19 protein-coding genes are annotated in these 24,149 nt (G+C 33.1%); 7 read left to right on the forward strand and 12 right to left on the reverse strand.

All coding sequences use genetic code 11. From position 1 onward, the window contains the following. Positions 1-80 precede the first annotated feature (80 nt). Together fabR and oxyR are read right to left on the reverse strand one after the other, a co-directional pair. Positions 81-725, reverse strand: coding sequence for an HTH-type transcriptional repressor FabR (fabR, locus tag ACKJXD_RS06690; protein WP_220216523.1), 645 nt, complete (start codon positions 723-725; stop codon positions 81-83). A 41-nt stretch (positions 726-766) separates the two neighbouring features. Continuing rightward, positions 767-1,693, reverse strand: coding sequence for a DNA-binding transcriptional regulator OxyR (oxyR, locus tag ACKJXD_RS06695; protein ID WP_220216522.1), 927 nt, complete (start codon positions 1,691-1,693; stop codon positions 767-769). 457 nt (positions 1,694-2,150) lie between these two features. Here oxyR and pcnB point away from each other — a divergent pair, with 457 nt between their 5' ends. The 6 genes from pcnB to sppA all read left to right on the forward strand — a co-directional run bounded on the left by pcnB (position 2,151) and on the right by sppA (position 10,777). Next, complete coding sequence (gene pcnB, locus ACKJXD_RS06700) at positions 2,151-3,488, forward strand: polynucleotide adenylyltransferase PcnB (RefSeq protein ID WP_370632151.1); 1,338 nt, start codon at positions 2,151-2,153, stop codon at positions 3,486-3,488. 68 nt (positions 3,489-3,556) lie between these two features. After that, positions 3,557-5,914, forward strand: coding sequence for an LPS assembly protein LptD (lptD, locus tag ACKJXD_RS06705; protein ID WP_430875895.1), 2,358 nt, complete (start codon positions 3,557-3,559; stop codon positions 5,912-5,914). A 77-nt stretch (positions 5,915-5,991) separates the two neighbouring features. Continuing rightward, positions 5,992-7,305, forward strand: a complete 1,314-nt coding sequence (gene surA, locus ACKJXD_RS06710; protein ID WP_294827521.1) for a peptidylprolyl isomerase SurA — start codon at positions 5,992-5,994, stop codon at positions 7,303-7,305. Continuing rightward, positions 7,298-8,098, forward strand: a complete 801-nt coding sequence (rsmA, locus tag ACKJXD_RS06715) for a 16S rRNA (adenine(1518)-N(6)/adenine(1519)-N(6))-dimethyltransferase RsmA (protein ID WP_294827519.1) — start codon at positions 7,298-7,300, stop codon at positions 8,096-8,098. The genes surA and rsmA overlap by 8 nt, the downstream gene beginning before the upstream one ends. Before the next feature lies 1 nt (position 8,099). Continuing rightward, the gene (apaH, locus tag ACKJXD_RS06720) at positions 8,100-8,933 is read left to right on the forward strand and encodes a bis(5'-nucleosyl)-tetraphosphatase (symmetrical) ApaH (RefSeq protein WP_430875896.1); all 834 of its coding nucleotides are present in this window, start codon (positions 8,100-8,102) and stop codon (positions 8,931-8,933) included. A gap of 14 nt (positions 8,934-8,947) precedes the next feature. Then, a complete protein-coding gene (gene sppA, locus ACKJXD_RS06725; RefSeq protein WP_220216516.1) occupies positions 8,948-10,777 on the forward strand; it encodes a signal peptide peptidase SppA in 1,830 nt (609 codons plus the stop codon). A 34-nt stretch (positions 10,778-10,811) separates the two neighbouring features. Here sppA and ACKJXD_RS06730 read toward each other — a convergent pair whose 3' ends face one another. From ACKJXD_RS06730 to moaC, 5 genes are all read right to left on the reverse strand, one after another. Then, on the reverse strand, positions 10,812-12,650 hold the full coding sequence (locus tag ACKJXD_RS06730; RefSeq protein WP_220216515.1) for a sulfatase-like hydrolase/transferase: 1,839 nt from the start codon (positions 12,648-12,650) through the stop codon (positions 10,812-10,814). 142 nt (positions 12,651-12,792) lie between these two features. Continuing rightward, complete coding sequence (locus ACKJXD_RS06735) at positions 12,793-13,491, reverse strand: Bax inhibitor-1/YccA family protein (protein ID WP_294827510.1); 699 nt, start codon at positions 13,489-13,491, stop codon at positions 12,793-12,795. Positions 13,492-13,550: 59 nt separating this feature from the next. Beyond that, positions 13,551-13,994 carry a molybdopterin synthase catalytic subunit MoaE gene (gene moaE, locus ACKJXD_RS06740; RefSeq protein ID WP_220216513.1) on the reverse strand — a complete coding sequence of 148 codons (444 nt, stop codon included), beginning with the start codon at positions 13,992-13,994 and terminating at the stop codon, positions 13,551-13,553. A gap of 1 nt (position 13,995) precedes the next feature. Next, complete coding sequence (gene moaD, locus ACKJXD_RS06745; RefSeq protein ID WP_220216512.1) at positions 13,996-14,241, reverse strand: molybdopterin synthase sulfur carrier subunit; 246 nt, start codon at positions 14,239-14,241, stop codon at positions 13,996-13,998. A gap of 12 nt (positions 14,242-14,253) precedes the next feature. Further along, positions 14,254-14,736 carry a cyclic pyranopterin monophosphate synthase MoaC gene (gene moaC, locus ACKJXD_RS06750; protein ID WP_430875897.1) on the reverse strand — a complete coding sequence of 161 codons (483 nt, stop codon included), beginning with the start codon at positions 14,734-14,736 and terminating at the stop codon, positions 14,254-14,256. Positions 14,737-14,925: 189 nt separating this feature from the next. Between moaC and priA the strand changes: the two genes are divergently transcribed. Beyond that, entirely contained in the window at positions 14,926-17,094 is a 2,169-nt protein-coding gene (priA, locus tag ACKJXD_RS06755) for a primosomal protein N' (protein WP_430875898.1), read from the forward strand. 42 nt (positions 17,095-17,136) lie between these two features. On the opposite strand, the gene ACKJXD_RS06760 is transcribed toward priA, so the two are convergent. The 5 genes from ACKJXD_RS06760 to clpP form a co-directional block, all read right to left on the reverse strand. Beyond that, the gene (locus ACKJXD_RS06760; protein WP_220216509.1) at positions 17,137-17,457 is read right to left on the reverse strand and encodes a ComEA family DNA-binding protein; all 321 of its coding nucleotides are present in this window, start codon (positions 17,455-17,457) and stop codon (positions 17,137-17,139) included. A gap of 160 nt (positions 17,458-17,617) precedes the next feature. Beyond that, positions 17,618-19,468, reverse strand: coding sequence for a SurA N-terminal domain-containing protein (locus ACKJXD_RS06765; protein ID WP_430875899.1), 1,851 nt, complete (start codon positions 19,466-19,468; stop codon positions 17,618-17,620). Positions 19,469-19,597: 129 nt separating this feature from the next. After that, positions 19,598-22,033, reverse strand: coding sequence for an endopeptidase La (gene lon, locus ACKJXD_RS06770; protein WP_430875900.1), 2,436 nt, complete (start codon positions 22,031-22,033; stop codon positions 19,598-19,600). 182 nt (positions 22,034-22,215) lie between these two features. After that, positions 22,216-23,502, reverse strand: coding sequence for an ATP-dependent protease ATP-binding subunit ClpX (gene clpX / locus ACKJXD_RS06775; protein WP_255556809.1), 1,287 nt, complete (start codon positions 23,500-23,502; stop codon positions 22,216-22,218). Between the two features lie 15 nt (positions 23,503-23,517). Beyond that, positions 23,518-24,120 carry an ATP-dependent Clp endopeptidase proteolytic subunit ClpP gene (gene clpP / locus ACKJXD_RS06780; protein WP_294827491.1) on the reverse strand — a complete coding sequence of 201 codons (603 nt, stop codon included), beginning with the start codon at positions 24,118-24,120 and terminating at the stop codon, positions 23,518-23,520. Between the last annotated feature and the right edge of the window lie 29 nt (positions 24,121-24,149).

Consider the following 24,149-nt stretch of genomic DNA (forward strand, 5'->3'; position numbering starts at 1 on the left):
AATCATTTTATTTAACTGCGGTTTAGACCGCAGTTTTTTTATAACAAAATTATAGGTATTTATTAAATAAAAAGATTGAATTAGCGATTTTCTTGTTTACTTTGTTCTTTATGATAAAGGTAATAGGCACCACGCGAAACCATACGAAGTTGAAATATAAGATCTTCGATAAGTTCTTGACGTTGAACGATATCAAAATCAATAGCTTCAGCACCTGCATTAAAAGCAATGGTGACCATTGCTTCTGCCTGAGCTTCATTATAGTAATGAGGCATTTTATTAGCATGATCGAGATAGTCAACCAGTTCAACAATAAAGTGTTGTATTTCGCGAGCAATAGCGGAGCGAAAAGCTGATGAGGTTCCTGCTTTTTCACGTAATAGTAATAAAAAAACTTTCGGGTTTTTATCAATAAATTCAATGAAGGTTGTAACAGAGGTGCGTAATACACTCCCCCCTTTTTCAATACGTTTTCGAGCTTGACGTAACAATTGACGAAGTGTCAAACCACTTTCGTCAACCATCGCTAAACCTAATTCATCCATATCTCGAAAATGGCGATAAAAAGAGGTCGCTGCTATTCCTGCTTCACGAGCAACTTCACGTAAACTTAAACTTGCAAAACCTTGTTCTGCATTTAGTTGGTTGAATGCTGCATCGATTAAGCTACGGCGAGTTTTCTCTTTTTGTTTTGCACGAACGCCACCAGATTTGCTATTTTTCATTTCAATTTTTAATGTTTTTTAATAAATTCATTCGTTATAAATCAATTCATCACGTTAAGTAATTTTTCTTTTTCGGCAAATACTTTAGGCATATGATCGCGAATTGTTTTAGCTATGGTTTCATAACGAGAACGTAATGGAGAACCAGGTCGATAAATTAGCTCAATACTTCGTGAAGGTACAGGATCAGTACAAGGTATATAACAAATATTATCACGAGTTCGCTCATTTGGTGCAGCTAACTCTGGGAATAAGGTAATGCCACGACCAGCAGAAATCATGCTACGTAATGTTTCAAGACTGGTAGCTTTGAATTGTTTATCTTCATCAATACCAACTTGGAAACAATAGCCCATTGCATGTTCACGTAAACAGTGACCATCTTCTAACATTAAAAATTTTTGTCCTTTCAAATCTGACAATTTGATCGTTTTTTGATTCGCTAACTCACTTATAGTGGGAACAGCTAAAAACATTGGTTCATCAAATAAAGGTAATTCAATAAATTGAGCTGTCTCTTTCACTTGAGCAACTATTGCACAATCAAGCTTACCACTTTCAAGTTGAGCTACAATACTCGCTGTTTGTGCTTCATGTAAATAGAGTTCTAATTGTGGGAATGATTCATGCAACACTGTAATAACATGAGGTAATAAGTAAGGTGCGATAGTTGGTATCAAGCCGATATGCATAGGCCCAGACATCTCTTCACCTTGCCGACTCGCCATTTCTTTTAAAATTTGAATATTTCTTAGAATTTCTTTGGCTTGTTCTACTAACATCATACCAGTTTGAGTAAATAATACTTTGCGACTAGTACGCTCTAATAGCATTACACCAAGTTCATCTTCTAATTTTCTGATTTGTCCACTTAAGGTTGGTTGACTTACATTACAAGCATCAGCTGCTTTACGAAAATGGCGAAATTCAGCTAACGAAACAAAATATTCTAAATCACGAATATTCATAATGCCCCCGATAAGTTATCCGTTAATTGTATATACTCAAGTGTTTTTGGGTACTTAATTGCAGTGTTAGAATCAACGGTAAAAAATTTTTTGAAAGTGGTTTTTAACGTTTTGTCTTTTGGTGGAAATTATTGTTTCCCTACAATTAACTCAACAAAATTTAAGTATAAGTTTAAAAAATTATAATCAATTCCATGATATTACATAGATTAAAAAGAAATATAACATGCTGTTTTGATGGAATGATATTACTATATTGTACTATATAAATAAATGCTATTTTTGATAATTGTCTTTAAAAAATGATTTAGATAATTAGATAGTAACATCAGTTTTTAATATTATATAGGTAAAAAATATATAGTTCTTGTCAATAGCAAACATGGAAAGATAAGTTTAATTAAGCTATACTTTAAAGTTATATCTGATTTTCAATCAAAACTTTTTGAGGTGCACTATTTTTAAACAAGTTTCCCGCTTTTATCGCAAAATGTTTGGTCATAATGATAAAAACTTAGAATCACATTATGTGTCCATTCCAAGAAATGCGCATAATATCTCTCGTAAAGATATAAGCGAGAATGCGCTTAAAGTACTTCATCGTCTAAACAAGCAAGGTTATGAGGCTTATTTGGTGGGCGGTTGTATTCGGGATCTTCTTTTAGGAAAAAAACCTAAAGACTTTGATATTGCAACAAATGCAACGCCAGAACAAGTACAAAAAATTTTCCGCAATTGTCGTTTAGTTGGAAGACGTTTTAGACTTGCACATATTATGTTCGGAAAAGAAATTATTGAAGTTGCAACGTTCCGTGGTGATCATGATAATCAAATGGAACAAAATAATATATCTAAGCGTTCACAGTCAGGTATGTTATTGCGGGATAATGTATACGGAACGATAGAACAAGATGCAATTCGTCGAGACTTTACCATGAATGCGCTCTATTACAATGTAAAAGACTTTACAATACGTGATTATTGCGGTGGTTTAAAAGATTTGCAAAACGGGATTATCCGATTAATTGGTGACCCACAAACTCGATATCGGGAAGATCCCGTTAGAATGTTAAGAACTGTGCGATTTGCAGCAAAACTTGGTATGGAAATTGATCCTGCGACGGCTGATCCCATTAAAAAGCAAGCATCACTTCTTAAAAACATACCTTCTGCTCGGCTCTTTGATGAATCGCTTAAACTATTACAAACAGGTAATGGTTATGCAACATATTTACTTTTAAAAAAGTATAATCTATTTGAACAGTTATTCCCGCTTATTGAACGATTAATGACAACTAATCAAAATAGTTATCTGGAAAAAATTATTGAGAAAGTGCTCAAAAATACTGATTACCGTATTAATCACAATAAACGAATCAATCCGGCTTTTTTATTTGCTGCCTTTTTCTGGTATCCACTCATGGAGCAAACTCAAGTGACATGTATTGAAAGTGGATTACAATTTCACGATGCTTTTTCAATAGCTATCAATGATATTCTCAGTGAGCAATGCCGAGTAATTGCTATACCTAAGCGCTTTACATCAGTGATGGGTGACATTTGGCGATTACAGTTACGATTAAAGAAACGTGAGGGTAAACGCGCATTCGCATTATTAGAAAATCCGAAGTTCCGTGCTGCTTATGATCTTTTAGAAATGCGAGCATCTATTGAAAAAGGTGAATTACTGGAATTGGCAAAGTGGTGGGATGAATTTCAATTTGCATCGCCCGAAAAACGTATAACACTGGTAAAACAGTTGAGTAAAACATACAAACGTAGAAGCAAACGTTAATTTTTAATTCGCACTTTTATAAATAATCGCTATAATGTGTTAATCATAAAAATCATAATTAATCATTGATGAAAAAATTAACGCCTTCACTTATTGCATTAACTGTGACATTTTCTTTGTATAGCAATGTAAGTTATGCTATCGGTTTACCTAAAACTGATAGCAGTAATTCACAATGCCTATCCAACGTACCAAAGTTTAATCGACCTTTGGTAAAAGGAAACATTAACTTTATCCCTATCAATGCTGAAGCTAACAATTTTGAAGCTATTTATCCACACACCGCTATCTATCAAGGTGATGTGTCAATTGAACAGGGAAATCGCTCGGTCAGAGCTGATAAAGTTACGATAAATTCAGAAAATAATAATCGTATAATTACATTGAATGGAAATATAGATTATCAAGATAATCTGATTGAAATGAAAGGTGATTATGCAACAATCAATATTGATAACAATGACACTGAAATATCATCAAATGAATATCATCTGGTGAATCGTCTTGGGCGTGGTACTGCAGAAAAAACAAAACTAGATCAAAATCGATATGTAGTTTTAAAAAATGGTAGTTTTACATCTTGCCCAGTTGAGGATAATACTTGGAGCATTAAAGGCTCTACCGTTATTCATGATAATGAAGAACAGTTACTTGAGGCATGGAATGCAGTATTTCGTATTGGTAAAGTTCCTGTTTTATATTCGCCTTATATTCAGTTGCCAACTGGTAACAAACGCCGATCAGGGCTATTAATGCCTAATATTAGTTTTACTAACAAAAATGGCATTGATTTATCTCTACCAATCTATTGGAATATAGCACCTAATTATGACGCAACCTTTAAACCAAGAATTTTAGAAAAAAGAGGCGTTCAATTAAAAACAGAATTTCGTTATTTAAATGAAATTGGTCTTGGTACAGTAGCATTTGATTGGCTACAACATGATAGCAAGTACGATAAAGACAGACGGAAAGGATTCAACTCAAACCATTACAGCAATAATCAACATCGTTGGTTATTTTATTGGAAAAACGATGAATTAATTAATTATAATTGGCGATTAAAAGTTGATACCACTCGCGTAAGTGATAATAATTATTTGTCTGATTTGGATTCTGACTATGTATCTTCTACTGCAGGCTATCTATCGCAGCTTTATCAAGTTGGTTTTAACAATGAGAATTGGGATATTACATTAAGTCAGTTGAACTTCCAAACATTTCGAGTGCATTCGAAAGATAATCTTTATCAAACTGAACCACAGTTAGACATGACTTATTATAATTATGATTTAGGACCATTTAAATTCAAAAATCACACACAAATTACTCACTTTGTTAGTAAATCAAAACGAGATCCCAAAACGTGGCGAGCTCATATCGAACCCACACTTAACTATACTTTAACCAATCCTTGGTCGTCATTATCTACTGAAGTGGGCTTTATGGCAACACACTATAATCAGGACGTGCCTCGTAATGATTATCGATATGAAGAATTGGATAAAACAGTAAATCGATTTATACCAAAATTATCCATTGATGGTAAAATTATTTTTGAACGGGATACAACATTAATTAAAGGCTATACACAGACATTAGAGCCTCGTATAAAATATATTTATATACCTTATCGAAAACAATCGAATATTTTAAATTACGATTCAACTTTACTACAATCAGATTATATTGGATTATTTCGCGATCAACCTTATAGTGGTTTAGACCGAATTCCTTCAACAAATAAAATTAGTACAGGTGTCACTACGCGTTTCTATGATGATGATAAAGTTGAAAGATTCAATTTTTCAATTGGACAAACGACTTATTTCACAAAATCACGAACGAGTGAGGATAATACAGAATTAGACAAAAACTCCGATACAGGGAGTATAACTTGGGCAGCAGATAACTTTTGGCAAATTTCTGATGATGTTATCTTTAGAGGCGGTATCCAATATGATACTCGACTCGAAACGGTATCATTAGCCAATACTATTTTAGAATACCGCCCATCGAGTAATAAATTAGTTCAAATGTCATACCGTTATGCTAATCATAACTATATCGATACTGTAGATAAGAATTCATTCTATAATGGCTATAAACAAGATATTTCTCAAGCTGGTATTATGACAACTTGGCCGTTGTCAGATACCATTACAGCAGTTGGTTCATATTATCATGATATCAAGTTAGGGCAAATGGTGGATAGCTTTGTTGGATTACACTATAGCGATTGTTGTTGGGGAGTTACTGTTCAATATGGTCGACAATTAAATGATTGGGATAGTATTAGTCATAAAAGTAAATATGAAAACAAATTTTCAATTTACTTTGAGTTACTTGGTTTTGAACGCAAGACTGATGCAAAAGCAAAAATGTTAAGTTTCGGTAAACTACCTTATGTAACAGCATTTGAATAACTATTGTAATAAAACTGTTTAAAACAAATTTATTACTGTAATAATTAAACTATAGCGAAAAAATGAGTTAAATAAATATGAAATTATTAAAACTAATTATTGCGTTAAACTTAAGTATCAGTATTGGATTACTGACACCATTGACAGCAAGTGCAGCGCCTAAAGTTCTTGAACAAGTTGCTGCCGTTGTCAATAACAATGTCATTTTGGAAAGTGATGTTCAAGATATGTTAAGGACAATCAAAGCAAGTACTGATTCACAAAAACTTCCTGATGATAAAACCCTTAGACAACAAATTATTGATCGTTTGATTATTGAAAATCTAATCTTACAAAAAGCAGCAGTGGCTAAAATTACGGTTAGTGATGAAGATGTCACTAATGCTATCAGCCAAATTGCCAGAGATAACGGTATGAGTCTCAATGAATTACGAAGTAAATTGTCTAGTATGGGAATCAGTTATGCGAGTTATCGTGAACGTATTCATAGTGATATGTTAATTGATCAAATCAGAATGAATGAAGTCAGACAGCGAATTAATATTTCTGAAAAAGAAGTGGATAATTTTACAAAAAATATTAATGAACAAATGACAAATAATATTGATGTAAAATTGAGTCACATTTTGATATCTATTCCGGAAAAAGCATCTAAAGAACAAGTTGATCAAGCAACTGAAAAAGCAAAAGATGTCATAGCTCAAGCTAAACAAGGTGAAAATTTTGCCAAACTTGCTACTACCTATTCAAAAGATGATCTCGCTTTGAAAGGTGGAAATATGGGTTGGCGAAAACTCAATACATTACCAACAATTTTTGAAGAACGTTTAAGACGCGCACCTAAGGGGAGTATAATTGGTCCAATTCGTTCTGGTGTTGGGTTGCACATTTTGAAAGTAGAAGATACCAAAACTGAAAAACCTAAAAAGATTACCGTTCAAGAGGTTGATGCTCGCCATATATTGATTAAAACAAATGTATTAGTTACCGACCAAGTTGCTAAACAAAAATTAATGGATATTCGAAAAGCGATTGAGAGTGGTGAAACAACATTTGAAAAAGCAGCTAAAACTTACTCCGAAGATTTAGGTTCAGCCGATAAAGGTGGTAATCTTGGTTGGAATGTTCCGGATCGTTTTGATCCTGGTTTCAAAAATGGATTACTCAAACTTAAAAAAGGTCAAATCAGTCAGCCTATCAAATCGGCTTACGGTTGGCATTTAATTCAATTAATTGATACTCGAATGGCAGATAAAACCGAAGCAGCTAAAAAAGATCATGCTTATCGCCTAATATTTAACCGTAAATTTGCTGAAGAAGCACAAATATGGATGCAAGAATTAAAAGGTGACGCATATATCAGAATTACAGGTGAAGGCAAGAATGAATAATCGAGTTCACCAAGGACATTTCGCCCGAAAAAGATTCGGGCAAAACTTTTTGCATGATGACTATATTATTGAAAGTATCGTTTCTGCCATACAACCAACAAAAGATCAGGCTTTGGTTGAAATTGGGCCAGGGCTTGCCGCATTAACGATACCTGTAAGTGAACAGCTTGATCATCTTACTGTTATCGAAATTGACCGTGATTTAGCTGAAAGACTTAAACAAAATCCTCTTTTAAATAATAAGCTCACTATTATAGAGCAAGATGCACTCACATTTGACTTTTATAAACTTGCCGATGAGTTAGGCAAGCCATTAAGAGTATTTGGTAATCTACCTTATAATATTTCCACGCCTTTAATGTTTCATCTTTTTGAATACGCAAATAAGATTGTTGATATGCATTTTATGTTGCAAAAAGAGGTGGTAACCCGTTTGGTAGCTGCGCCAAACAGCAAAGATTATGGTAGATTAAGTGTGATGGCACAATATTATTGCCAAATTATACCTGTTTTAGAAGTGCCTCCAACATCTTTTAAACCTGCACCAAAAGTTGATTCGGCTGTAGTTAAATTAATCCCTTATCAAGAAAAACCTTACAAGGTAAGCGATGTTAAAGTACTTTCACGTATAACAACTGAAGCTTTTAATCAAAGACGTAAAACAATTCGTAATAGCTTAAGTAATATGTTCACTGTAGAGCAATTAGTTGCATTAGATATTGATCCCTCTTTACGTGCTGAAAATTTAACTGTTGAACAGTATTGTATTCTGGCTAATTCTTGGAAAGAATAACATGGCAAACCTACTTGTCGGCGATATCCACGGTTGTTATGATGAATTTATGCGTTTGCTTGAAAAAGCTAATTTTTCATCATCTGATACATTATGGCTTACCGGTGATCTTGTCGCAAGAGGTCCTAATTCACTTGAAGTGTTGAGATTTGTTAAACATAATTCTCAACAAATCCGGTTAGTATTAGGAAATCATGATCTTCATTTATTATCTATTTATGCAGGTATTACCCTTCCCAAGAAAAAAGATAATCTAGATGATGTTATTAATGCACACGATTATGATGAATTAATGAATTGGTTACGTAGACAACCATTGGTTCAAATTGATGATTCTTTAAAGCTGATTATGACTCATGCAGGTATTACACCACAATGGGATATGGAAACATTAAAAAAGTGTGCTTATGATTTAAACGTCATCTTATCGAGTGATTCATATCCTCTTTTTTTAGATAAAATGTATGGTAATTTTCCAGATGAATGGTCAACTAACTTACAAGGATTTGATCGCCTTCGTTTTGCGGCAAATGCATTAACTCGAATGCGTTTTTGTTATGAAGATGGTCGATTGGATTTTTATTATAAAAAATTACCTGAACAAGTGCCGGCAAAACTAAAACCATGGTTTTTAATACCAAGTAAAATCTCGCCTGAATATAGTATTGCTTTTGGTCACTGGGCAGCTTTAAACGGTAAGGGCACCCCAGAAAATATCTATGCATTAGATACAGGCTGTTGCTGGGGAGGAAAATTAACTTGTTTACGATTTGAAGATAAAAAATATTTCAAAAAAAGAAATATTGAAGCCAAGAAGTTAGATAAACTACTATAAAAGGATCATTTATTATGTCTGTTTTATCTGTCGTTAAATCCGTGTGGAAAGCTATCAATTTATTTAGAGAAATCTTTCTTAACATTATATTTTTACTTTTTATTCTTTTAATTTTTAGCTGTATAGCGTTGTTTAAAGACGCACATAAAAAAGATATTCTTCCACAATATGGTACGTTAGTCTTAGATCTGGAAGGAACGATTGTCGATACAACTAGTTATAATGATAATATTTATGCACTACAAAATAAAATTTATGGTAAAAGAATAAATTTATCGCGTGAAAACAGTTTATTTGTATTAACTCAAAAAATTGATCAAGCCGCCACCGATCCTAACATTGAAAATATGGTATTAAAGTTAGATAATTTTGTTGGTGCTGATATAAGTTCACTTCAATATGTAGGTAAATATCTAAATAAATTCAAGAACAATAACAAATCTATTTTAGCTATTGGTTCAAATTTCAATCAAAGTCAATATTACTTAGCAAGTTATGCCAATAAAATTTATTTAACGCCACAAGGCTCGGTAAATGTTTATGGGCTTGCTGCTAATAATCTGTATTATAAAACACTGCTCGACAAGTTAAAAATTAATACTCATGTTTTCCGAGTCGGTACTTATAAATCGGCAATTGAGCCATTTATTCGTGATGATATGTCAGAAGAAGCAAGAAGTAATGCGACTCGATGGCTGGTACTAATGTGGAATAATTATCTAGATGATATTTCTGCTGGACGAAAAAAAGCAGCGACTCAACTCGTACCAAGTCCAGAAAAAATGTTATCTGAGCTAAAAGCCGTTAATGGTAATATGGGACAATATGCATTATCCAATGGTTTAATAGATTCTATCGTATCGAATTATCAATTCGAACAAGAATTAAAAAGTAAAAATACTATAAGCATCTATGATTATCAATTGAAACAAGAAAATGATGAATTAGATGTTAAAAATAGTAATAAACCTCTTATATCCGTTGTCTTTGTCAATGGTACTATTTCTGATGGTGAAAGCAGTAACAACATAGCTGGAAGCCAAGATATTGTTGATCAGCTTAAATCAATTCGAGAAAATTTGGCAAATGAGAATATTCAAGCCGTTGTTTTACGTGTTAATAGTCCAGGTGGAAGTGTCGATGCTTCTGAAGCAATTCGCAGTGAATTAGAAGCGTTACGTGATTATCAAATACCAGTAGTTGTTTCAATGGGAAATATGGCTGCCTCAGGTGGTTATTGGATATCATCAGCGGCTGATTATATAGTGGCTAGCCCAAACACTATAACAGGATCTATCGGTATTTTTGGTATTATCCCTACATTTGAAAATTCACTTTCTCATATTGGTGTCTATAGTGATGGAGTATCAACATCACCACTAGCAAGTAATAATTTTGCTGAAGATTTACCAGACGAAATGAATCAACTTATTCAACTGAATATTGATAATGGTTATAATACTTTTATCTCGTTAGTTGCAAAATCTCGAAATATGACTCCCGAACAAGTAGACAAAATTGGGCAAGGTCAAGTATGGTTAGGCTCAGAAGCAAATAAAATTGGTTTAGTTGATAAGTTAGGTGATTTCGATGATGCCGTTGAAATGGCTGCAACATTAGCAAATCTGACTGACTATAGAATTGATTGGCAAGAACCGGAAATGAATTGGTTTAGTGCGTTTTATTCAGATATGATTGCTATGCTACCAAAATCAACTGCCGAAGTCTTGTTTGAAAAATTACCAGAAGTAAAACAACTCCAACAACACATATCTTTATGGGATAAATTTACAGACAAACAAAATCGCTATATATATTGTTTGAATTGTGCTGATGTGCGTTAAATGAAAATGCCACCGATTGGTGGCATCATTTTGATCACTGTTTACCTTCCTGATAAAAATATCGCATCTTATTCATTGCATCATGTATATACTGATAATTTGGTGTCTCATCAATTTCATGATTATGAGAATCCATATAATGGCTAATACCTATTCGATTAACGAAGTAAATTTTGTCTAATGTTCTCACTGCATAAGAGCTATAATTTGACATTAATAACCAATTACGATCTGTGATTGGGCTAAATAAATCATACCCTGTTGAATAGTCAGATATATCATTTTCAACATGTAAATAATGTTTCATTAGTGAAGGTACAACATCTTCATGACTAGTCAATCGCTGACTATTAACCTGAAGGTTTTTTAAATCTTTAGCTCCCACAATGATAAAAGGTACTTTCGTTTGTGCATCGGTATAATTACCATTATGTCCCCAAAAACCAAGTTTATTATCATTTATTTCTTGAGAATGATCGCCTGTAATAATGATTATTGTATTATTGAGTGTTCCTGATCTTTCAAGTTCATCATAAATATTTTGCATTAAATAGTCGTCATAATATACGCTTTGTTTATAACGATTAAGAATCGGAAGTGGATCAGTATTATTATTCAATGTTAAATAATTTATATCACCGACTGGTTTGTATTTCACTTCGAAGTCATCAGGAAAATCATAACCATGAGGAGCATCATAGAATAAAAAGGAGAAAGTTGGTTTAGATTCATCTCGATTTTTATACCATGTTAACCAATCATCCGTCATTTGCTTATCACGATTTGAAGGAGAACCATTTTTACTGCTAATTCTCAAATTTTCAATAGTGACAAATGCCGTTCGATCAAACTCAGGAGAAGATACTTTTGCCGATGTAAAAATACCAATATTATAATTTTGTTTTTGTAAAGTTGTAATAAAAAGAGAAGGTATACTGTTACGTAAAAAAGTATCCCAATAAGTACCAGGAATGCCATAAAATAAACCAAATATTCCAGTACGAGTAGCATTTCCAGTTGAATAATGGTGATCAAAAATAACACCATTGTTTTCTTTTACAAATCGAAATGTATTAGGTGAATTATCTTCATTGAAAGTATCGTATCGCCATGAATCAAGAACGATAAACATGATATTCATATTTTGTTTATTTTCGGGATTAATCACTAAATCATTTTTAGGATAAAAAATACTGGCATTAGTATTAAAATTAACGTTTTGATTAACTACTTTACGTTCACCTTCTTTATCAAAAAATCCCATAATTTTTTTTGAAGTAAAAGGACGATAAAGAGGAATATACTCTTTAATGACCATAATAGGAGAATAAGCATAATAAAAAGCCACCATGTGTACTAAATGACTCATTAAAATGGATCCTAATAGAGTTAATGTAGTGAACAAAACAATTCGAGTTTTCTTCTCAGAATTATTGACGATAGCCATTCTTTTATCTAAAAAACGCAATATCAATAATTCTATACAAAAAACAACCATTACAAGTGCAAACATTAAAAGATAAGTAATAGCCGAAAAGTCTACGACTTGTCCAGAAAATACTAATGAAATAACTGATTGATTGATATGAAAACGATATTGTTGGAAAACTATAGTATCACAAAATAACAATATCTGACCAAAGCTTAACAACAAAGCTACAACAATATTAAACAAACAATTTTTTAGCCAAAGTAAAGTAAGAAGTATCAGAAAAATTAAGAGGTATAATGAGAAAAAATGCCCTAGTACAGCAAAAAGAGAAAACAAACCGCTTAACCAAGAAAACGAAACTCCTGAAACTAAAAAATATCTTATTGCAATTAAAGATGATATAAACGTATTGATTAAAATAAATGTATATAATTTTTTCATAACAAATTGATAAATAAATATTTAAACCATATATCAATCAGATAATATAGTAATTAATACTTAAAAAATTCCTTTTATTGAAAGTTGGAACACAGGAATAAAAAATAGGGGCTCTAAAGAGCCCCTTATTCTTTAAATGAATTTATCGACGATCTGCAAAAATTCTTAATAACATAATAAATAAATTGATGAAATCAAGATAAAGTGTTAATGCACCTAAAATAACAAAACGTCTAAACTCGTTTTGGTCATCTTGTGATATATTTTCACCTAACTCTTTTAATTTTTGAGTATCATACGCTGTTAACCCTGCAAAAACAAAAACACCAATATAGGTAACTGCCCACATTAATGGTTCACTTTTTAAAAATATGTTAACGATAGAGGCAATAACTATACCAATTAATCCCATAAATAGGAAACGTCCTAAACCAGATAAATCACGTTTTGTCGTATAGCCATAAAATGCTAGTGCACCAAACATACCAGCAGTGATAAAGAATACACTTGCAATTGAAGATGAAGTATAAACTAGAAAATAAATAGAGAACGTACAACCATTTAAAACTGAATACAGCATAAATAATGTTGTCGCTGCCGCACCTGATAAACGATTTATCAAACCAGAAATAACAAACACTAATCCGAGTTCAGCTATCAACAAAACCCACATCATGTTATATAGTACATTTAGAAGCTGTATATTTGTCGATGCATACCACGCAATAATTGCCGTTAAAAGCAAACCGACCGTCATCCATCCATAGACATGACTCATATATGTTTGTACACGGCTACCAGACTGTTCAATAATTGAACCATTAGGAGTATATCCTGCCATTCCTTACCTCTCATTAAAAATTAATTGAAATAACGCTACTATTATATAGTAAATAGTAATTAATACCATTTTTTCAATGCATCAACATCAGATTTTTTTGCTTCAACCCAATTATTACCATTAATAGTATTTTCTTTCTTCCAAAATGGCGCTTCATTTTTTAATATATCCATAATAAACTCAGCCGCAGCAAATGCATCTGAGCGATGTGCACTACTCACGCCCACGAACACAATTTTTTCATTGGTCTTAATTTCACCCACTCGGTGAATGACAGCGACTCGACTCAATTGCCAACGTTGTCTAGCTTGAACAACAATATTGTTTATTACCTTTTCTGTCATTCCCGCATAATGCTCCAAATAAAGTCCAGAGATCTTTTTTTCTGCACTACGAACTTTACCAATAAATGTCACTACAGCGCCATCTTGTGGTAATTCAGAAAGCCAGTTAATCATTTCATTAGTATTAATCAATTCATCGTCAATTTTAATTAGATCCATTTTATCCTCCCGTTACGGGCGGGAAAAATGCAATTTCATCGCCTGATTGAATAATATAGTTAACATCAGCGAATGTTTGATTCACTGCACATAATACTGTTTTTTCTTTTAAAGCTAATGCCCACTTATCCCCGCGTTGACTTAGTTGTTCAATAAGTTCGGAAATAGACCATTGTTCGGCATTTACTTCAATAGTATCTGTTCCAACTAACTCTCTGGTTTGAGCAAAAAAAATAATTTTATTCATGATTTTCTATTTCTATGTTTCTGCAACAAAATCATCGGATTTTCCACCGGTTTTTGATAGCAACCTTACTTGTGTTATTACCATATCTTTCTGTACAGCTTTACACATATCATAAATGGTTAATGCGGCAACCGAGGCAGCAACTAACGCTTCCATTTCAACGCCGGTTTGCCCATTTAATCGGCAAAAAGATTCAATTCTTATACAACTATTATCGATATCTGCTTGAATATTGATCTCAATTTTAGTTAATAATAATGGATGACATAAAGGAATGAGTTCCCAAGTCTTTTTTGCAGCTTGAATCCCGGCAATTCGGGCTGTTGCAAAAACATCACCTTTATGATGTTTTCCTTGAAGGATCATATTTAATGTTTTTTCATTCATTAAAATTATTGACTCTGCTTTTGCTTCTCGCGTTGTTATTTCTTTTGCTGAGACATCAACCATGTGCGCATCACCACGCTGATTAATATGTGAAAATATCTCTGACATATTTTATTCCTTTTATAGTCATAAAAAATCCGATAAGATCAAGATAACAAATTTTACAACTTGAAACCACTTTTCAATTTTGATAAATATTCTTTATATATCAAAATTAGATTTCATGGCGTAGCTTTTGCGAGTTTATTCAATTTTACGTACAATACGAATTTAATTTAACCATTGATGTGATTTTTCATGCTTATCGCTCATGTAGCTTTACCTGTACCATTACACCAACTTTATGATTATCAATTAACTATGCCTGCTCAAATTGGTATGCGGGTCAAGGTTCCTTTTGGGTATCGAGATGCTATTGGTATTATTGTTAGTATCGATAAACATACCGATGTTGATATTAGTCATTTGAAATCCATAAAATCAATTGTTGATGAAACACCCGTATTTAATGAGTCAATATGGCAATTATTAAATTGGGCAGCAAGTTATTATCATTACCCAATAGGTGAGGTGTTATTCCATGCTTTACCCATTTTATTAAGACAAGGGCGAGCAGCAAGTAAAGATGAAATTAAGAGATGGCAATTAACTGAGCTTGGTAATGAGTTCAATATTGACTCAATGCCTCGTGCAACCAAACAAAAACAACTATTATTAGCCTTAAAAAATAATACGCTACAAGAAACCGACTTCAATTCAGCTGTCTATCTTGCATTACAGAAAAAACAGTTAATAGAACAAGTCCGTTGTTTACCAGAAAGTAATGAATGGCAAACTTGCTATACAACAAATACAACGTCAATTGAGCTCAATGCACAGCAATCAAATGCCATACAAAGCGTCAATAAACAGTTAGATAGTTTTAACGTATTTCTACTAGAGGGAGTAACTGGCTCAGGTAAAACCGAAGTCTATTTAAATATTTTATCTTCTGTATTATCAATAGGTAAACAGGCACTGGTTTTAGTACCTGAAATTAGTCTGACACCACAAACAATTGCACGATTTAAACAACGATTCAATGCACCGATTGATATTTTACACTCTGGATTGTCTGCTAAAGAAAGACTTAGCGTATGGTTAAGAAGTCGAAATGGTGAAAATGCCATTGTCGTTGGAACCCGATCATCACTTTTTACACCATTTAAAGATTTAGGTATCATTATTATCGATGAGGAACATGATAGCTCTTATAAACAACAAGAAGGTTGGCGCTATCATGCCCGAGATTTGGCAATAATCCGAGCCAAAATTGAAAATGTGCCGATTTTGTTAGGTTCTGCAACACCTTCCCTTGAAACGCTCAAAAATGCTTTCTATCACAAATATCAGTTACTACAGCTTACAGAAAGAGCGGGTAATGCAACGTTGGCTAAACAGTCTATTTTAGATATTCGAGGCTTAACGCTTGAAGCGGGGCTATCAAAGCCATTAATTGAGCAGATACAGAAACATTTAACTAATAATAATCAAGTCATGCTCTTTTTAAACCGACGTGGTTTTTCTCCATTATTGATTTGTCATGACTGTGGTTGGATTGCAGAATGTCCTCGTTGTGACAGACCCTATACTTATCATCATAAACAGCATAAATTAAGTTGTCACCATTGCGATACACCACGAGCTGTTCCTCAACAATGCCCTAAATGTGGCTCGACTCACCTTGTACCAATTGGATTTGGGACAGAACAGCTGGAAAAAAAGCTCGAAGTTTTATTCCCCAATATTAAAATTAGTCGTATTGACCGCGATACAGTCAGTAAAAAAGACGCGTTGAATAATTATTTACATGATATTCATCAAGGTGGTGCTCATATCTTGGTTGGTACTCAAATTTTAGCAAAAGGGCATCATTTTCCTGATGTTACCTTGGTCGGAATTATCGATGTAGATGGCGCTTTATTTTCAAGTGATTTTAGAGCGACCGAAAGATTCGCCCAAATTTATACTCAAGTTTCTGGTCGTGCAGGTCGTGAAAAAAAAGCAGGCGAAGTTATTTTACAGACTTATCATCCAGATCATCCACTTCTTAATATTTTATTAAATGAAGGATATCAGAAATTTGCAAGCGTAACGCTACAAGAACGTCAAATAACGCAGTTACCTCCTTTTAGCTATCAAGTACTGATCCGTGCAGCGGATCGTAATAATCGTTATGCACCCATTTTTTTACAAAAAATTCATGATTGGCTAAAAGTAAACTGCGATTCAGGTTTATGGCAACTTGGCCCGATGCCTGCAAATCAGGCCAAAAAAGCAGACTACCATCGATGGCAATTACTTTTACAGCATAATAATCGAACCTTACTTCAACAAATATTGGATGAGTTACTCATTATTATTCTAAATTGGAATGAAAGTTCAAGAGTTAGATGGAATATCGATGTAGATCCCGTTGAAGCTTAACTCAAAAATTTCCACCAATCAAAATTGGTGGAATATACATGATTATAATGTTATTTTTCCTGCATTTTTATCTAATGTCGCTTGACCTATACCCGATACTTCTTTAAGTTGTTCTATCGAAACAAATGGACCATATTTTTCACGGTATTCAACAATTTTTATGGCTTTACTTTTACCTATTCCTGTTAATATCTTCGTTAATTCTTCTGCCGTTGCTGTGTTTATATTTACCTGAATAATTTGCTTTTGTTCTTGTTTAACTGATTCTTGTTTCGTTGTTTCTACTGTAGAAGAATCAGCCAAAGACATTGTTGAAAAAGCAAGTGTGGATAGTAAAATTGATAATAGTGAAAATAACTTCATTTAATTAACCTCTAAAATAGTTACGCAACAAATTTGCGTTATCACTATCTCAGAAACATAACTAAAAAAAATTTATATAGCATAAAAATGAGAAAAGCCACGTAAGTGGCTTTTAATGTTAACATCCTTTTCTCAAATTATTCGAGATACGTCACACATTTTAATTTGGCATAATCTCAATTTTAGCTTGAGAACGAATATCGTCTGTTAATGAAAAATAAGTATTTTGGAATAACATCGGTAATAAACTTGATGAAATATCAGTTTGTTCTTGTGAATTTATCACATCCGTTAATACGGCAATATAAGCATTTTTACTGTTGATATATTCTACGCCATATACGCGTTTGTTCGTTACAGAAGGGACGAGATTAAATACCATATCAACAACTTTTTTATCAAGTTCAGTTGAGTTTCTATTTAACGTATAATTTTGAGTGAACTGAATATTAGGCGAATTCCCTTTTTCATTTAATTCTTTAACAATTCCATCTACTTTTGAATTAAAACGCTCTTCTAAAATATTATTATAAAGTTTACTGTGAATTTCATCTTTTACTTCATCAAAGGTTGCAATACCTTCAGGTTTATAGTCAATGACTTGTATAACAAAATCAGACATACCCATGTCTCGACCAACAGGTATCATATCGGAAACTTTATTTGTCGCTTTACCTTCTTCAATCATTTCGTTTCCAAAAGCAACATCTTTTAATTCAGGATAACGTAAAATAGAATTAGGATCATTATAATAAGTCCAATCTGATTCTTTAACTATCAGACCGGCTTCTTTTGCAATAGCATCAAGATCGTTCGGCTGATTACTTAGTGCTGAAATAATTTTGTTTTCTTTGTTTTCGAAAGCATGATTTACTCGTTCATTCATTAATTTTGATTTGATATCAAATTTTGCATAATCAAAATCCATGGTTTTCGCTTCTTGTAAATCATCTAATTTCACGATTAAATAACCACCATTAACCGCTATAGGTTTAGATATCTCTCCAACTTTTTGTAAATTGGCATCCTTAAACTCTTGCGGTAAAGAATCATCATCAGCAAACCAACCTAATGAACCATTTTTGCCATAAGGTGATTCATTATCTTTATTCTGATCAATATTTTTTATTACCGTTGCAAATTCTGCCCCTGTAGAAAGGTCTTTTATGATATCTTCAGCTTGATTTTGATTTGTTACAAAAATAACACTAAATGATTTTTTTGCTGGGAATGTATAATCTTTAATATGTGAATTATACTCTTGTTTTACTAAATCATCGGTAATTTCAGCTTCATTTAAATAATCTTGTTTAGCATTAACAATATATTTAAATTTAACTCTTTCTTTTTTGAAGTATAAATTTTTATTTTCATCATAATACTTTTGTTCTTCTTCGGTTGAAATTTTTACATCATCCATATTGATTATTGAAGAATTAATTGGAGAAACATAAACTTTTCTTGTTTGATTTTCTAGTAACGATACTTCAGAATCAACGGGTAAAGAAAATTCACTATAAACAAGCGTATTCATCAATTGTTGTTGTTGTAAAAGTGTTCTTAAATTTTCAGCATAACTATCGGGTGTATATCCATTTGCCGCAAGTGTATTCAAATATTTCTGATTATTAAATTTACCGTTTTCAAAAAACACTTTTTCTTTGCTTATCGTTTCTTTAATTTTAGCATCGCTAACATGGATATTTAGATCCTTTGCTAATTTATAGGCTAAATAATTATCAATTAGACCTGAGAGTACTTCTTGACGAATTTGGTTAATGAAAGCACTATCACCCATCGCTCTGGATGTTTGTTGTTTTGCTATTGCTTCGAATTGAGCTCGACTTATCCCCTCTCCGTCGACTTTAGCAACATACAATTGTTCATCTCGTACGCTATTACCACCAAAACCAAAATAACCAACACCTGTGAATATAAAACTGATGATGATTATTGCAAAAATAATTTTAACAGCTACATGATTTGCCGCTGCTCGGATTGTTTCCATCATTTCTTACGATTCTCCATAAAATAACGTTGAATCTTGCAAGTATAGCATAATTAGTAAAATAGGCTATTATCAGAATGTTAAGCGAAAAAAAAAGATCAACCAGATGTTGATCTTTTTTAAAATGGGCAATTAATTTAAATGCGTAGGAACTTCAACACTACTCTTTACTTTTTTAATTGCTTTTTTAGCAGGTTGTTTTAAATTCACCTTTTTGGTTACAGGTTCCATCCCAAATGGATTATTTTGAAGTGCGATGGTAATCACTTCATCAATCCATTTTACAGGTCTGATTTCAACTTCTGATTTGACATTTTCAGGAATCTCTTCAAGATCTTTGATGTTGTCCATCGGAATAAGTACCGTTTTAATACCACCTCGATGAGCTGCCAGTAATTTTTCTTTCAAACCACCAATCGGTAATACTTCACCGCGTAAAGTGATTTCACCTGTCATTGCTACATCAGAACGAACTGGATTGCCAGTCAATGTTGAAATTAGCGAAGTACACATAGCGATACCTGCACTTGGCCCATCTTTTGGCGTTGCTCCATCCGGAACATGAACATGAATATCCCGCTTTTCATAAAAATCGCTATTGATACCCAATTTTTCTGCTCGTGATCGTACTACGGTTAATGCTGTTTGAATAGACTCTTGCATAACATCACCTAGTGAACCTGTATAGGTAAGTTTACCTTTACCGGGTACACTAATTGATTCAATTGTTAATAAATCACCACCAACTTCTGTCCAAGCTAAACCTATAACCTGTCCAACTCGATTTTCATTATCGGTTTTTCCATAATCAAAGCGTTTTATTCCTAAAAAATCACCTAAATTACTTTCAGTTACTGAGATTTTTTTCAATTTACTATTTAAAGCCAATTGTTTAACAACTTTACGGCAAATTTTTGCAATTTCTCGCTCTAAGCTTCGAACACCAGCCTCACGAGTATAATAACGAATAATGCTAATAATTGCAGAATCATCGATGTTAATCTCTCTGGCTTTCAAACCATTATTTTCCATCTGTTTTGCAATTAAATGCTGTTTAGCAATATTTAATTTTTCGTCTTCTGTATATCCAGAAAGTCGAATAACTTCCATTCTATCAAGCAATGGAGCAGGTATGTTCATTGAATTTGCTGTTGCAACAAACATTACATCAGACAAATCGTAATCAACTTCCAAATAGTGGTCACTAAATGCATTATTCTGTTCTGGATCAAGGACTTCTAGCAATGCCGATGCAGGATCCCCACGCATATCTGATGCCATTTTATCAATTTCATCTAACAAAAATAATGGATTTTTAACCCCTACTTTTACCATACGTTGGATTAGTTTTCCTGGCATAGAGCCAATATAAGTACGTCTATGTCCACGAATTTCAGCTTCATCACGAACACCACCCAGTGCCATACGAACATAATGACGTCCTGTCGCCTTCGCAATTGACTGACCTAATGAAGTTTTCCCCACACCTGGAGGACCAACTAAGCATAATATAGGACCTTTTACTTTATTTACTCGCCCTTGAACTGCTAGGTACTCTAAAATTCTGTCTTTAACTCTTTCAAGACCATAATGATCTTTATCAAGCGTTTTTTGGGCAGCTTCAATATCCTTTTTGACCTTGCTACGTTTAAACCAAGGAATTTGGATCATCCAATCAATATAACCACGAACAACTGTCGCTTCAGCAGACATTGCTGGCATCATCTTAAGTTTATTCAGTTCAGCTAATGCTTTTTCTGTAGCCTCTTTTGGCATTTTTGCTTTAGTAATTTTGGTTTTTAGCTCGTCATATTCATCAGGCTTATTATCAATATCACCTAATTCTTTATGAATAGCTTTGATTTGTTCATTTAAGTAATATTCTTTTTGCGCTTTTTCCATTTGTTGTTTAACGCGCTGACGAATATTTTTTTCAACTTGCAACAAATCTATTTCAGCTTCCATCATTGCAATCAGCAATTCAAAGCGTTTTTCGAGATCCGCTGTAACCAAAATTTGTTGTTTCTGTTCAACTTTTAAAAATAAAGTGGCTGCTATCGAATCTGAAAGTTGTGATGGCTCTTTAATCAAGCGAATAGAATCAACAACTTCTTGAGTAATCTTTTTGTTAAGTTTTGAATATTCTTCAAAATTTGATAATACAACTCGTACCAGTGCTTCATTTAAATTTTGTGCACTTTTTTTCTCTTTGAGCGGCTTTATATTTGCTATTAGAAAATCATCGTCATTATGATCAACAATATCTAATATTTTGGCACGCTCTACCCCCTCAACTAAAACTTTTACAGTACCATCTGGTAATTGCAGTAACTGCAAAATATTAGCAATAGTGCCGATTTCATATAAATCTTCAACATCAGGGTCATCTTGTGATGGATTTTTCTGGGTGACAAGAAAAACTTGTTTATCCATTTCCATTGCGCTTTCAAGGCAACGTATTGATTTATTTCGTCCGACAAAGAGAGGGATTACCATATGTGGGAACACAACAACATCACGTAATGGCAAAATAGGCATAATCATTTGTTTAGTTTGTTTTGTTTTCATTTTGTTCTCTCTAGTAGTACAAACCTATTAGGTAGATATTGGGATTGTTTTGAGATATTCAAGCCTATTTTATTATTGTTTATAATATTTTATTCCTTAATAATTCTGACAATCTTAATTATTTATAATTTTATTTGATATTAGACTACACTAAATGTTACTAACTGCCATTTTAATAGCAGCTAGTTGTTATAATTAAGCAGAAGCTCAGTATTATCTTTATACACTAATTTAGGTGATTGAGATTTTTCTACTGTTTCCTTTTCAACTATGACTTGTTTAATATTCTTCTCAGATGGTAAATCGTACATGGTATCTAATAAAATATTTTCAACTATTGAACGTAAACCACGAGCACCTGTTTTACGTTGCATTGCTTTTACCGCAATAGATTCAAGTGCTTCATTAGAAAACTCAAGTTCAACACCGTCTAAATCAAACAATGCCTGAAATTGTTTAGTTAACGCATTTTTGGGTTCAGTTAAAATGCTAATTAATGCTTTTTTATCAAGTTCAGACAATGTACCTATTACAGGTAATCGACCTATGAATTCTGGGATTAAGCCAAATTTAACTAGGTCTTCAGCCTCTATTTGAGCAAATAACTCTGATTCTGTTGCCTTATTTTTGATACTTTTTACATTTGCACCAAAACCGATACCAGTATTTGTTGATACACGATTTTCAATTACTTTGTCCAGACCACTAAATGCTCCACCACAGATAAAGAGTATTTTAGAAGTATCAACTTGTAAAAACTCTTGTTGCGGGTGTTTACGACCACCTTTTGGTGGAACTGATGCAATTGTACCCTCAATAATTTTCAATAACGCTTGTTGAACACCTTCTCCAGATACGTCACGTGTAATTGAAGGGTTATCAGACTTACGTGAGATCTTATCGATTTCATCTACATAAATTATGCCTCGTTGTGCCTTTTCAACATCATAATCACAATTCTGCAATAATTTCTGAATAATGTTTTCAACATCTTCACCGACATATCCTGCTTCCGTTAAAGTTGTGGCATCAGTCATGGCAAAGGGTACATCTAAAAAACGAGCTAATGTTTCAGCCAATAGTGTTTTACCACTACCAGTTGGACCAATTAATAGAATATTACTTTTACCTAATTCAACATTTCTTGGATTAGAATAGCTACGTAATCGTTTATAATGATTATATACCGCAACGGATAAGACTTTTTTAGCTCGGTCTTGTCCAATCACATATTCATCAAGATGTGCTCGAATCTCATGAGGAGTAGGTAAAGGTTTACTAACAAACTCTTCATGTGAAAGAAAATTCTTAGTCTCTTCTTTCAAAATATCATTACACAATCCAATACATTCGTTACAGATATAAATAGATGATGGTCCTGCAATGAGCTTACGAACTTCATGCTGGCTCTTACCACAAAAAGTACAATAAAGTAATTTTTCGGAATCTGTTTTGTTCACTTTAACCACCTACCTAGTCTTTTATTAAGATCGTTTGCTATATATGGCATCAACTAAACCATATTCAACTGCCTTTTCAGCAGACATAAAATTATCCCGATCAGTATCTTTTTCAATTACACTTATATCTTGCCCAGTATGCATAGCCATAATTTTATTCAGACGACTTTTTACTTGTAAGATCTCTTGAGCATGGATTTGAATATCTGAAGCTTGACCTTGAAAACCACCAAGTGGTTGGTGAATCATTACTCGGGCATTCGGTAAACAATAACGTTTACCTTTTGTACCAGCTGTTAAAAGTAATGAGCCCATTGAACAAGCTTGCCCTAAACAAATTGTACTGACATCCGGCTTTATGAACTGCATGGTATCATAAATAGCCATTCCCGCTGTCACCACTCCACCAGGAGAATTAATATATAAATGGATATCTTTTTCAGGATTTTCTGCTTCTAAAAATAACATTTGAGCAATGATAAGATTAGCCATATTATCTTCAACTTGACCAGTTAAAAATATAATTCGCTCTTTTAATAATCGCGAGTAAATATCATAAGCTCTCTCACCTCGAGAACTCTGCTCAACAACCATTGGAACTACGCTCATAAATGGCTCTAAAGGCATTTTTATCTCCTTACTAACAAAATAGCCCA

This window comes from Gilliamella sp. G0441 (assembly GCF_050589305.1).
Lineage (GTDB): Bacteria > Pseudomonadota > Gammaproteobacteria > Enterobacterales > Orbaceae > Gilliamella.